Origin of the sequence: Pseudomonas sp. SF2 (assembly GCF_036858055.1) — a bacterium.
Lineage (GTDB): Bacteria > Pseudomonadota > Gammaproteobacteria > Pseudomonadales > Pseudomonadaceae > Aquipseudomonas.
In genome coordinates this window covers 70879-84111 of sequence record NZ_JAMBDI010000030.1, presented here as the reverse complement: position 1 = coordinate 84111, position 13233 = coordinate 70879, and the positions used below count along the sequence as shown (strand labels likewise).

Below are 13233 nucleotides of genomic sequence, written 5' to 3'. Positions count from 1 at the left end.
GTATATGCATTACGCGATACATCAATGCAACATTGAAAATTGTTTCATGTATCCCTTTTTGTGTTGATTGCGGTTTAGGCAGATTGGCTTTTAATTCAGGTGAATCGCTTATTCATCTGCTTTTCAGCGAATTTCGGTGAGTTTATGCGAGTTCAATCACGCCAGCAAAAGCGATACACAAGCCTTGCAATTGACGCTCAATTACTTTGTGATACAAGATCGATGTGCATCTCAAATCATTTCAGGAGCTTTGCCATGCCTTGCTATCGACTGGACGGCCTGACGCCGGTGGTTCACCCGACAGCCTACGTGCACCCCAGTGCCGTACTGATCGGTGATGTCATCGTCGGCCCTCGTTGCTACGTCGGCCCACTGGCATCGCTGCGGGGGGATTTCGGCCGTATCGTGCTGGAGGAGGGCGCCAACCTGCAGGACACCTGCGTGATGCATGGCTTCCCGGGTGGCGACACGGTGGTCGAACGCAACGGGCATGTCGGGCATGGTGCCGTGCTGCACGGCTGCCGGGTGGGCGAAGACGCCTTGATCGGCATGAACGCGGTGGTGATGGATGGCGCCCGTGTGGCACCACGCTGCATCGTCGCAGCCACGGCATTCGTCAAGGCGGGCTTCGAATGTGCAGCGCAAAGCCTGGTGATGGGTTCGCCAGCCCAGGTCAAGCGCCCGCTGACCGAACAGGAACTGGCCTGGAAGCAGCGCGGCACGGCGGAGTACCAGCACCTGGCGCAACGCTGCATGAACAGCATGGTCGAATGCCCGCCATTGGCCGAGGTCGAGCCCGAGCGCCCACGCATGGAAGACACTGGCGTCAGGCCCAAAGGCCAGGCATCGGCATGAGCCTGGCTACCTCACGCAATGGCCAGGCGGCCCGCCGCGCAGGTATAGTCGGTGCTTTATTCGCGCACAGTTCGCCCATGAGCAATCTCGCCCCACTGAATCACCTGATCACCCGCTTCCAGGAACAGACGCCGATCCGCGCCAGTTCGCTGATCATCACCTTGTACGGCGATGCCATCGAGCCCCACGGCGGAACCGTCTGGCTGGGTAGCCTGATCAACCTGCTGGAGCCGATCGGCATCAACGAGCGCCTGATTCGCACGTCGATCTTCCGCCTTACCAAGGAAGGCTGGCTCACCGCCGAAAAGGTTGGCCGGCGCAGCTACTACAGCCTGACCGGTACGGGCCGCCGGCGGTTCGAGAAAGCCTTCAAACGGGTCTACAGCCCCAGCCAGCCTGCCTGGGACGGTGCCTGGACGCTGGTGTTGCTCTCGCAACTGGAGGCCGGCAAGCGCAAGGCTTTGCGTGAGGAGCTGGAGTGGCAGGGGTTTGGGGCCATGGCGCCGAACCTGCTGGGCTGCCCACGGGCAGACCGCGCCGACCTGGCCGCCACCTTGCGTGACCTGGAGGCCAGCGACGACAGCATCGTCTTTGAAACCCACACCCAGGAGGTGCTCGCCTCCAAGGCCATGCGCGCCCAGGTGCGGGAAAGCTGGCGTATCGACGAACTGGGGCAGCAGTACAGCGAGTTCATCCAGCTGTTCAGGCCGCTATGGCAAGGCTTGAAAGAGCAGCAACAGCTCGATGCCCAGGATTGCTTCCTGGCACGCACGCTGCTGATTCACGAATACCGCCGGCTGCTGCTGCGCGATCCGCAGCTGCCAGACGAGCTGCTGCCAGGGGATTGGGAGGGAAGGGCTGCGCGACAGTTGTGCCGTAACCTCTATCGCCTGGTGTTTGCCAAGGCAGAAGAATGGCTGAATACCGCGCTGGAGACGGCTGATGGGCCTTTACCTGATGTGAATGAAGGCTTCTACAAGCGTTTTGGCGGCCTTGTTTGAGGATTGGGTTCAGAGGCGGGCATTCATATGGCAGCCATAAAAGCATGAAAGCTCGCCAACAGGTCTAGACCAGTAGCACGCAGGTGTTCAAGCAAGCCCAGTTGATTATGCGGATCCAGGCGCAAGGGATCCGCAGGCAGGCTGCTGTCCAAAGACCGACCATGCCTGCCCGTCGCAGGTATTCTGGCGTTCTTTGCATTCGCGTGGCTGATTGTTACGCGATGTTACCCATTACCCCAGTTCCGTTGCCGCAGCTCTGGCTGCAAAGTGCCTTTTTTGAGGGGTGAAGGCAGGGCATGGTGTTTGCATTACTCAGGCACCGAACCTCAACTGGACTAGACCATGCATTCCCCACTGCTCTGCTGCACCGTCCCGCCAGTTGCGGGCAACCTCGGCGTCCTGTCGGCTGCTGCCAGTGGGCTGGAGGGGTTCGTCACAGGCGTCGGAGGCGATATTGACCTGATACTGGGACGGGCCGGGGTCAATCCCGAAAGCCTGCGCCAACCCACGCTGAGCCTGCCGCTCACCAATTACTGCCAGGTGCTGGAAGAGGCGGCCCGCCAGTCGCACTGCGATAACTTCGGTTTGCACTACGGTCTGCAGTTTCAGCCCCAAGCCCTTGGGCTGCTGGGCTATGTCGGGTTGTTGTCCAATGTGCTGGAGGACGCCCTGCGCAATTTCGCGGCGGCGTTTCCTTACCACCAGCACGATACCTTGGTACGGCTGGTCGACTGCGGCGAGTGTTATCGCTTCGATTACCAGGTGCGGCACAGCGCCATTCTGGTGCGTCGACAGGATGCCGAACTGACCATGGGCATGGCGCTTAACCTGATACGCCACGTGCTGGGCAAGGACTGGGCGCCGTTCGCGGTCAGCTTCGAGCACGCTCGCCCACAGGACTGGCAAGTGCATCAGCAGGCGTTCGGCGCGCCTGTCTATTTTGGTCGCGGTTGCAACTCGATGCTCGTCCCCAAGGCTGACCTGAAAGATCAGCTGATGCCAGAGCGCGATGCCAATTTGCTGTTTCTGGTCCAGGACGTGCTCCAGCGCCTGGGCGCGCACGATCAGCGGCGCAACCTGCTGGATGAGGCGGACGCTCAGGTGCGCCTTGCCCTGAGCTGTGGAGAGCCTTGCCTGGAGAGGATCGCGCAGGCACTGGAGCTCAGTCCGGCCGGGCTGCAGCGCCACCTGCGCGAGGCAGGCTTGAGCTTCAGCCAGTTGGTCGAAAGGGTCCGCCGGGATCTGGCGGTGCACTACCTGCGACAGCCCAAACGGCCGGTGTCTGACCTGGCGGGTTTGCTCGGATACTCCGAGACCAGTGCGTTCTCCCGGGCTTTTCGCCGCTGGTTTGGCGTAAGCCCGCGGCAGTGGCGTAGCGAAGACTGCTGAACTGAAAATTGACTTTGCACGTTGAACACGCCCGTGCAGGGTCAAGTCTTGGTCTAGACCAGGATATAAGATCAGGTTCGCAAGTTCCGGATACCTACCGGCAGGCGCCTTGATCGAGCAGAGCAGGGGTGCCAGGCCTACGTCGCGGTAATCAACAGAGGACAACAACATGTACAAGAGTCCTGAGAACGCCCGCCATGACTGGAAATCCCTTCGACACTGGCGCGTTCAGATATTCATCATCACGTGGCTGGCCTATGCCGCGTTCTATTTCACCCGCAAGGCCTTTTCGGTTGCCAAGCTGGGCATCGCCGAAGACCCCAGCTTTATGCTCGACAAAGCGGCCATGGCCAACCTCGACGCGCTGTATCTGGCCGCCTATGCCGTAGGCCAGTTCGCATGGGGTGTCTTCGCTGACCGTTACGGTACCCGCGTCGTCGTGCTTGGCGGGCTGGTGGTATCGGCCCTGGCCGCGCTGGCCATGGGCACCTTCGCGACGTTACCGATCTTCGCCAGCTGCATGGTGATTCAGGGGTTGGCGCAATCCACGGGCTGGTCCGGGCTGTGCAAGAACATCGGATGCTTCTTCGCTACCCGTGAACGCGGCCGCGTGCTGGGCTACTGGAGCACCTGCTACGCGTTCGGCGGCCTGGTCGCAACGCCGTTCGCCGGGTGGTGGGCGTACCAGATCTCCCATGATTGGCGCATGGCGTTCATCTCCTCGGCGGGCGTCGTGCTCGTGGTTGCCGTGCTGTTCTTCCTGCTGCAACGCAACCGCCCGCAGGATGTAGGGTTGCCCGCCGTCGAAGACGAGGCGCAGTCGGCCGGGCGCACCGACGTTCCACGGGAGAACTACTGGACGGCGCTGCGCAAGGTGCTCGCCAATCGTACGGTCCTGGTGCTGGGAATAGCGTATTTCCTGCTCAAGCCTGCTCGCTATGCAATCCTGATGTGGGGGCCGGTGATCGTCTACGAGCGCATGCCGAGTATCGGCAAAGTGGCTTCGGCCATTGTGCCGTCCGCGTTCGAAGTCGCGGGCCTGGTCGGCCCGATTCTGATCGGCATCGTCTCCGACAGACTGTTCGGCGCTCGGCGCATGCCGGCCTGCGTGATCAGCCTGCTGGCGCTGACCCTGTGGCTGATACTGTTCGTGCCGACAATGCAAAGCGGCAACATCTACCTGGTGGTCGGCTTGCTGTTCATGATGGGTGTCACGCTGTATGGCCCAGACTCGATGATCAGCGGCGCCGCCGCCATTGATTTCGGCACCAGCGAGTCCGCGGGCACCGCCACAGGCTTCGTCAACGGGTGCGGCTCGGTGGGTGCGATCCTCGGTGGGCTGCTGCCTGGCTACTTCGACACCCTCACTGTGTTCTTCGTCTTCACCGGCGCTGCGTTGCTCGCCAGTTTGCTGCTGGTGCCGTTCTGGAACAGCCGCCCAGCAAGTCAGGCGACTGTCAGTGAATTCAAGACGACGTCTGGCAGTGTCGCGACATCCGCGCAAACCACTCGCTGATCCCATTGTCATTTCACCCGGCGATGGCTGAAAAGGCCGTCGTCCCTTGATTCCGTACCTTGGAGGTGGCCAATGGCCCTCGCACTGTTTGATCTGGACGACACCCTTATCGATGGCGACTGTGCCAGCCTGTGGAGCAGCCATATGGCCGCGCTCGGTTGGGTCGATGGGCCGAGCTTCATCGAGCGCGACCGCGAACTCATGGCGCTCTATGCGCAAGGCAAGTTGGCCATGGAGGCGTACATGACCTTCAGCCTCTCACCCCTGGTGGGCCGCACGATAGAGGAGGTGGCCGAGGCGGTGGCTCCCTTCGTGGAAGATGTCATCACCCCGCGCATCCATAAAGACGCTGTTGCCTGCCTGGCGCGACATCGCGAAGAGGGGGACCGCCTGCTGATCATTTCAGCGTCTGCGCACTTCCTGGTGAGCCGTATCGCCAAACAACTTGGCGTAGAAGAAGTGCTGGCGATTGACCTTGAACACCAGCAGGGCGCCTATACCGGCAATACCAGCGGGATATTGACCTACCGGGATGGCAAGGTGACGCGGCTTCACAGCTGGCTGCAAGAGCAGGGCGAGGGGTTGGACGGTGCCTACTTCTACTCGGATTCGCGCAATGACCTGCCGTTGCTTTCGCTGGTCGCCAAGCCGCATACAGTCAATCCTGATCCCGTGTTGCGGGCGCATGCTGACGCGACGGGGTGGCCGATTCTGCAATGGCATTGAGAGTGTCAGGAGGGTAGATAGGACAAGCAATTTATATAACTAAACAAAATGAATATTTAGTGTAGTTATTCATTGGAGTCATATTATAAGGGCAGGGTAGCTCATCTGTTGAACCAGGGGTAGCTCATGCGTGATCGCTAACACCCACGTTTGCACGCTAGCGTTCAAGAATGAGCTACCTTCGGCCGCAGTCACCATCAAGGAGTACCATTCAATGACTCACTGTCCAGGCTGGATGCTTGAAAGCGCCCATAGCTAACTCAAGGCTGCTGAGCTTCTAGACGCCCAAAACCTCCCACATGTTGCCATGGCCAATGCAGCGATCGGTATGGAAATCCTGCTGAAATGCTTTATTTCGGTGCCAGATCAGCACCAAGGGACGTCCAGCGAAACCTACAAGCTCGACGTCGAAGCGCTCAAAGCGGCTCATCAGCACCTGCAGTCAATCGGTAAGATTCCACCAAAACAAAAGCATGACGCTCACGACTTGTTGACGTTGTTTCATGCCATGCCCGCAACCATTCGCCAAACCCTGGACAGCCAGGAAGGTTTATTCGAACGGTATCGGGAGGTGTTCATCAATAGCCGGTATCAGTACGAGCCGAGCAGCTGGAAATTTTCCGATCCAGTGCTGATGAGATTGTTGCGGTGGGCGTTGACCAGTGTGGTTGGCTGCAACAGGGAGCGAGGCTCGCAAGACCCGTTTGTGCTGCGTTACATCGCAGAGGTCCAAGCAAGAGCTGTAGCACAGTGATCGAGGCCAGGGACCTGGCTTCAAATCTGCCCACCCTCGGCCCCGGTAGCTTCATACGAAGATGCGCATAATGAGTATTATGTTAAATGAAGTGTTTGTAAGTGCCCGTCCTCCTAGACCTTTTCAGCAATCACCGGCATCGTTGTCAGCATTCACCGAACCCTTTCGCTCTCAGCCGCTTAGCAACCCTTATGAACCCAAGCTCTTAGGAGTCAATTCACCAATCGCCGACTAGAGCGCTGCTCGGACAGATCCGATTGCTCTGCTACCGACTTGGGAGCATCAGAGCCTCAGTCGCTTGTTGAAAGCCTTGCAGAGCGTAGCGGGCGTGCTTTACTAGGCCCGGCTGTCGTGAACCGAGCCATCGCCTTGCGACGATGTCTTGGCCCTTCGGACTTCCATCCGTCACGCCTGCGCGCTCCACTTGCCCCATACATCGAACCTCACCCAAATGAACTACAGATCCCCGGGGGTCAACTGGATCATCGGACTTACGCCGTGCGGCTAAGCCGAAATTTTCTGCCCAGTGACTAGCAATCAGTAGGTAGGTTAGACGCCCTCTACTCAGCCGCCGGAATCCCCTAGGCTGAAGCAAGGCGCAACCGTTGTACATATCAATCCAAAGCGTTTTGAAATCAGCAACCTCGAGTGGAGCCTTGGGGATTGCTGAAGCGTCTGATTTCGCAAAGCTAAAACTGATTAGCCGATAATCAGCAAGTGTTGGAATACCAACACCCCAAAAACACTTGCTGTTGAAAATAGATCACCCCATTCAACATAGAAACCTCACCCCGAAAAACAATCAAGCCCCACGCATAAGCTTATGTGAAATTAGTTTAACGATTGCTCTTGAGTTTCTGCTCAAACAGCATACGCTTCATTTGTCGTACCTCTACGACGTATTACTTTACGCGAAAGGAGAATCGCAATGAAGCGAGTTGCAATATCAAGATGTCGAATCTTTAGAAGGCTTTGATCGAGAGCCTTTCACCAGCCACCGAGCAGCGGAAATACTTAGCCAAGGAAAAATATTGGGATGGGTACAGGGGCGTTACGAACTTGGCCCACGCGCTTTAGGTAACCGCTCCATCTTGGCAGCCCCCTTTCCTTACGACAACCTGACTAAACTGAACAGTATCAAGTGCCGAGAGGGATTTAGACCTATCGCTCCTGTTTGTATTGAAAGCGAAATGCACCATTTTTTCTACCCCTCCTCCCCTTCTCCTTTCATGCTGGAGTTTCGCGAAGTTATCTCTCAAGACATACCTGCAGTCACTCACATTGACCGATCAGCGCGACCACAATCAGTCAACCAGAAGCAAAATCCGCGCCTTTATGCGCTCCTCAAAGAATTTGAGCGCATAACCGGTGTCGCCGTACTTTGAAATACCTCTTTAAACTTTAATGGATATGGATTCATAAACAAGATATCCGACTTAAGGTCATTCTCCATTCAGCACAATCTAGATGGATTCATTTTTATGAACGACATATACCTGCGCAAGGCGAACGCCCAATGACGCCCTCAGCTAAATCCTTACTGTGTTTACAAGGGTTGTCATCTCTTTCCCTATGGATTGATTTCTTCCTGATCTTCACCGTACCCGTAGTTTCCTGGAACATTTCAGCCTCATCCGTCGCCCTTCTTGCGTTTTCGCTTGGAGCTCCGGCGTTATTTATCGGCCCTATTGCCGGAGCACTTTTAGACCGCACAAACATCAGACTGAGCATCTTCCTTGGAATCTTATCCAGGATATTAACTACACTAGGTCTTTTTCTCGCCACAAGCTTTGAAATTTTTATTATCCTAGCTGCATTAAAGGGCTTGTCTAACCTTGTCTATTTTCCAGCCATGACAATAGTCACTAGGCAAATTATAAACACCGACAACAGAATAGATTTCTTCAGTTACGCAAGCCTACTTGATCAACTCTCCAAAACCACAACACCTATCTTAGCCGGTACACTGACCATATTACTTCCAATCAATTATATTTTTTTGATGTCTGCAATTTCACTTTCGCTTTCAGCTCTCTTCATAAAGCCTATATGGACATCCTTGCACGCCATCCAAGAAACGCAACATAAACTCAGCATAAAGCTAGTGCTTTCTGACCTTGGCGAAGGCTTCAAACTTTTTGGCTCGCTGCCATTGCAGCTAAAATTAGGCTTTATTTACTCCATACTGACAGCACTTGCATTGGCCTGCTATGACCCACACCTCGCGTCATTCATAGCATCGCTCGGTTACCCCCCAATTGTATTTTCCTGGATCGTTTCCTCTACCGCAGTCGGTGCTGTGCTCGCTGCGTTATCTGTCAAACTTAAAATTATCCGTTATAATTCCATCCGGCTTAGAGTGTTGGGCCTCTGCTTTTTTAGTCTCGGTATCATTTCGGCCTTGACAACCATCTGGACAGATCCACTTGAGAAGCACCTTTACTTTTTGATGTCATGGCTCATCAACGGGTTTGGCTATGAGTTACTGATAATTTCCTCCAATGTCATCCTGCAGGATCTGTGCCCGCCTTCTAAACTAGGCCGAGTATCGTCCTCACTCCGCAGCTTACAAATGCTATGTATCGTTACTGGCCCAACCGCAGGGGGCTTTTTGATCACAAACTTTGGAAGAATAACTCCCTTTATTTTTTCGTCGGCACTTGCAGGCCTCACAGCAATCGCGGCAATCTTTCTTCTCCGAAGAACTACACAAACTGCAAAACAAACGCAGCCTCAACCATTCGAACCAACTCTGTAGGAACATCGCACTCAATCAGCACATCTCTACTGCATGGTTCTTGAATCATAAAAAGGGTTAATTGCGATAGTTACTGGGGAACCGGTGGTTCCCACGTGCGTATATTAGGAAAGCTGCGCGGGGGTTGAATCGCCCCTGGTTTCGTAGACACCTCCAAGCCTCATAATGAGGCCCAAATAGGAGGTGCCATGAGTCGTCAGCGTAACCCCAAGAATTCAAGATCGAAGCGATCAAGCAAGTGACCGAAAAAGGCAAGCCTGTCGCCGAGGTCGCCCAGCGGCTGGGCATGTCCGTGCACAGCCTTTACGCCTGGATCAAGGTCTACAGCAAGCCCCAAGAGCAGCGTCAGCAAGACAGTGATCAGCAGGCCGAACTGCGCAAGCTGCGCGCTGAACTCAAGCGGGTGACGGAAGAGCGAGACATCTTAAAGAAGGCCGCTGCGTACTTTGCCAAGGAGTGCGGCTGAAGTACGCCTTCATCAAGACGCACTCGACGGATTACCCAGTGCGTCGCCTGTGCCAAACCCTCAAGGTGCACCCCAGCGGCTACTACGCTTGGTTGGCCGAGCCTCAATCTGCCCGAGCAAAAGAAGATCACCGTCTGCTTGGCTTGATCAAGCAGGCCTGGTTAGAAAGCGGAGGTGTGTATGGCTATCGCAAGATTCACGATGACCTGCGAGAGCTGGGAGAGGTCTGTGGGCGAAATCGAGTCGGACGCTTGATGCAGGCAGAGGGGCTGCGTTCACAAACGGGTTATCGACGGCGCCCAGGGTTTTATGGCGGAAAGCCAACCGTCGCCTCGCCTAACCACCTTGCGCGGCAGTTCAAGGTTAGTGAGCCGAACAAGGTCTGGGTGACAGACATCACTTACATCCGCACCTATGAAGGATGGCTGTACCTGGCGGTAGTGCTGGATCTGTTTTCCCGCCAAGTGATTGGCTGGTCAATGAAGCCCAGGATGAGCAGCGACCTGGCCATCGACGCCATGCTGATGGCCGTGTGGCGACGCAAGCCACAGCAGCAAGTGATGATTCACTCAGACCAAGGCAGTCAGTTCAGTAGCTCAGATTGGCAAAGCTTCCTGAAGGCCAACAACGTGATTAGCAGCATGAGTCGGCGAGGAAATTGCCATGACAACGCCGTAGCCGAGAGCTTTTTCCAGCTTTTGAAGCGGGAGCGAATCCGAAAGATCTACGCAACGCGTGACGAAGCCCGAAGTGATATTTTCGATTACATCGAGATGTTCTATAACCCTAAACGCCGACACAGCAGTGCTATGCAGCTGTCGCCAGTAGAGTATGAGAAACGCTATTTTCTGAGCTTGGAGAGTGTCTAGGAAACCAGGGGCGATTCAGGCTACGGCGTCACCAGCATCATCGAACGTCTGGGCTTGAATCCAAGCCTTGAAATCGAATCGCAACCTAGGGCCGCTCCTGAGGGCGCCTCCCAAACCCTCAAGTTGAGGGGCAACGGTCAGCTTCGCGAGCTAACTCCGATCTATAACCTTTCGGCAATCTCAATCAAATTCAGGTCAGGATCTCGGATGTAAACAGACCTAATGGGGCCTGTCGCACCAGTGCGGGCAACGGGGCCCTCGATGATTGGCCAGGAATGCTCGGTCAGGTGCCGGATAACCTCATCCAATCCAACGCTCGCAATGAAACAGAGATCCAGCGACCCGGGAACTGGAAGATGAGCCTTCGGCTCGATCTCATGGCCTCGAACGTGAACATTGATTTTTTGTACGCCAAAATGAAAAGCCAATCTGTTTTGGCCAAAGCAATCAGCACGCAGCCCCAGAATTCGCGTGTAGAAATCTTTGCAGGCTTCGACATCGATGGTGGTCAAAACAATGTGGTCGAGGTGATCGATCATGACGTCTCCCTTGAGGGATCAAAAAAACAATTGTGTGTCACTGTCCTAGCTACTCAGCATGTGTAACGCCAAGGCTTGGTACGCCCAATCACTAACGACGTCCGCACGCGGCTCGGCACCCTAGACCCCACTCAGCGCGTCTCGGTCAGATGGTGTCGAAGTGTGGTTGAGGTCAAACGAAGCAGAATCGCGCCCCACCAAGCCGAACCTCGGCTCGAATACCCGCCGCCTCGGAGGAACAGCCAAGAACATGCACCGGTTGACGCTCTTCATCCGAAAGCGATGGATTGCTTGCATTAAAGGACTACGTTCGACTGCGATTTCTTGGCACCCGAAGATGCTGCGTACCTCTTCGCCTTCTGCCTACGTTGGTAGGCGGCGGTACCTAACTGATACGCAGTCACCAAAAACACCAATACAGAGGCGCAAAGCCAGCCAGTGGAGGCCATAGCTGTGAAGAATCCGGCGAAAATAGGGATTGGCCAGACTTTTATCACACCGAAGCTCAACCAAGGTGCAATGATGATGTACAGGATCGGCGTCCAGAACCCCCAGAAAAGGATAGGTAGCAGAGGCTCTGCCCAGGCCACTCCGCCACCAGGTGATAACTTTTTATTTTTTGCCATGTTCGCTCCTGCTTCTGATTTGGGCGTAAAACACGCCATTCCGTTGAGTATTTGAGATGATCGGATGCCGTTGTCAGGTCACAGCCCATGAGGGTAGTTGGAATTAACCCGATAGGTAGCTGGCACCATCGGGCATCGCTCGCTACCCTGACCTCCCCGTCGCCTGACGGTTTCCAGGTCAAATCCCATTCCCCCAGACGAGCATGTCATGAAATCCCCCACAGGTTTGCTGCTGTCGGCTATCGAACTGGACCGTACCAGTGCCATACCCCTGTACCGCCAGCTGTATCTGCAGATTCGCAAACAGATACTCAACGGCAGAATTCAGGGGGGCGTGCGCCTGCCGTCGACCCGGACCTTGAGCATTGAGTTGGGGCTGTCGCGGATCACCATTCTCAACGCTTTCGATCAGTTGATTGCCGAAGGTTTCCTGGCCTCGCGCACGGGTGCAGGTACGTATGTCGGTACTGAGTGGGAAAGCCGGAGCATCGAGGACGAGCAGCCGCGCCAGCCACCTCGCCTGTCCGAACTGAGCCAGTCGATGCTGTCGCTGCGCAGCGATCACTTTCGCGGGGTGTCGTATGCCGACTGGGATCCGGCGACGCCAACCTCCTTCCTGCCTAGTCAAAGCACCTATGAAGAATTTCCGCAGGCCATCTGGCGGCGCCTGATGAACCGCCATTTGCTCAAGCCAACCAAGGCGATTCTGGGTTATGGCGAGCTACAAGGCTTGCAGGCGTTTCGCACCGCGATTGCCGAATACGTCTTCGATGCGCGAGGTATCGACTGCGATGCCGGGCACGTGGTGATCGTTTCCGGCGCGCAGCAAGCGTTCAACCTGCTGGCCATGCTGCTGCTCAATCCGCAGGACAGTGCCTGGATGGAAGACCCTGGGCACATCGCCGCGCGGATTGCGTTGCAAGCCCAGGGGGCCCGGATAGTTCCGTTGCGGGTTGATGAACAGGGGATCGATGTGCAGCAAGGCCTTGCCGAGTGCCCTGATGCGCGCCTGGTATTTTGTACACCTTCGCGTCAGCATCCTTTGGGTGTCACCCTGAGTTATGAGCGGCGCCAGGCACTCATCGCCTGGGCTACGCAGCATCAGAGCTGGATCATCGAGGACGATTGCGACAGCGAGTTCCGCTACAGTGGTCGACTGCTCCCGGCACTGTATGCCTTGGACCAGATGGCCCGGGTGATCTACGTCGGCACGTTCAGCAAAGTGCTCTTTCCGTCACTGCGGCTGGGTTACGTGATCCTGCCGCAGGCTCTGGTCGAGCCCTTTTGCACCCTGCGTGCGGTCATGGACCGCAGCCCGCCCACACTGCTTCAGGCCACAACGGCGGACTTCATGCGCGAAGGCCACTTCCTGGGGCACATCCGCCGCATGCGTGCACTGTACAAGGCGCGCCAGCAGGCATTGATCGAACAACTTGAAGAGCAGATCGGCAGCTTTTTCAGGATCACTCCGACCGATGCTGGCATGCACCTGATCGCCTGGCTGCCCCCCGAACTCAGTGACACGGACGTCGCCCGGCAACTGGCCCAACACAACATTCATACCTATGCCTTGAGCGACTACCGCATCAAGCACGACCTGCCGCCTGCCCTGTTGATCGGCTTTGCCGGCACGCCAGAAAAGCAGGCCCGGCAGCGTGTCGAGGAGCTGGCCCAAGCCTTGCGCACGCTGGGTTACCTCCCGCCGACCACTTGATGCGAGGCAAGTGGCCTTAT

The 13233-nt window shown here is 56.2% G+C and carries 11 protein-coding genes and 1 pseudogene; 10 read left to right on the top strand and 2 right to left on the bottom strand.

What is annotated here, in order from left to right:
- The first annotated feature begins 255 nt into the window (after positions 1-255).
- From paaY to M2S36_RS18175, 9 genes and pseudogenes are all read left to right on the top strand, one after another.
- Positions 256-855 (top strand): phenylacetic acid degradation protein PaaY, encoded by a 600-nt coding sequence (paaY, locus tag M2S36_RS18215; protein ID WP_333957557.1) that lies wholly within the window; start codon positions 256-258, stop codon positions 853-855.
- A gap of 77 nt (positions 856-932) precedes the next feature.
- A complete protein-coding gene (paaX, locus tag M2S36_RS18210; protein ID WP_207832016.1) occupies positions 933-1856 on the top strand; it encodes a phenylacetic acid degradation operon negative regulatory protein PaaX in 924 nt (307 codons plus the stop codon).
- Between the two features lie 342 nt (positions 1857-2198).
- Entirely contained in the window at positions 2199-3245 is a 1047-nt protein-coding gene (gene qhpR, locus M2S36_RS18205) for an AraC-like transcriptional regulator QhpR (RefSeq protein WP_063914655.1), read from the top strand.
- Between the two features lie 169 nt (positions 3246-3414).
- Positions 3415-4761, top strand: coding sequence for an MFS transporter (locus M2S36_RS18200; protein ID WP_063914656.1), 1347 nt, complete (start codon positions 3415-3417; stop codon positions 4759-4761).
- Between the two features lie 72 nt (positions 4762-4833).
- Entirely contained in the window at positions 4834-5487 is a 654-nt protein-coding gene (locus M2S36_RS18195; protein ID WP_241105551.1) for an HAD family hydrolase, read from the top strand.
- Between the two features lie 328 nt (positions 5488-5815).
- Positions 5816-6241, top strand: coding sequence for a hypothetical protein (locus M2S36_RS18190; protein WP_333957556.1), 426 nt, complete (start codon positions 5816-5818; stop codon positions 6239-6241).
- A gap of 938 nt (positions 6242-7179) precedes the next feature.
- Positions 7180-7626: a carbamoyltransferase C-terminal domain-containing protein gene (locus M2S36_RS18185; protein WP_333957555.1), complete on the top strand. Its 447-nt coding sequence runs from the start codon at positions 7180-7182 to the stop codon at positions 7624-7626.
- Between the two features lie 131 nt (positions 7627-7757).
- On the top strand, positions 7758-8999 hold the full coding sequence (locus tag M2S36_RS18180) for an MFS transporter (RefSeq protein ID WP_333957554.1): 1242 nt from the start codon (positions 7758-7760) through the stop codon (positions 8997-8999).
- A 188-nt stretch (positions 9000-9187) separates the two neighbouring features.
- Positions 9188-10334: pseudogene (locus M2S36_RS18175) on the top strand (IS3 family transposase).
- A gap of 161 nt (positions 10335-10495) precedes the next feature.
- Here the strand turns inward: M2S36_RS18175 and M2S36_RS18170 are convergent.
- Together M2S36_RS18170 and M2S36_RS18165 are read right to left on the bottom strand one after the other, a co-directional pair.
- Entirely contained in the window at positions 10496-10873 is a 378-nt protein-coding gene (locus tag M2S36_RS18170; RefSeq protein WP_207832021.1) for a VOC family protein, read from the bottom strand.
- A gap of 296 nt (positions 10874-11169) precedes the next feature.
- Positions 11170-11499, bottom strand: a complete 330-nt coding sequence (locus M2S36_RS18165; RefSeq protein WP_233687824.1) for a hypothetical protein — start codon at positions 11497-11499, stop codon at positions 11170-11172.
- A gap of 208 nt (positions 11500-11707) precedes the next feature.
- Between M2S36_RS18165 and pdxR the strand changes: the two genes are divergently transcribed.
- Positions 11708-13213 (top strand): MocR-like pyridoxine biosynthesis transcription factor PdxR, encoded by a 1506-nt coding sequence (gene pdxR, locus M2S36_RS18160; RefSeq protein ID WP_333957553.1) that lies wholly within the window; start codon positions 11708-11710, stop codon positions 13211-13213.
- Positions 13214-13233: the final 20 nt, after the last annotated feature.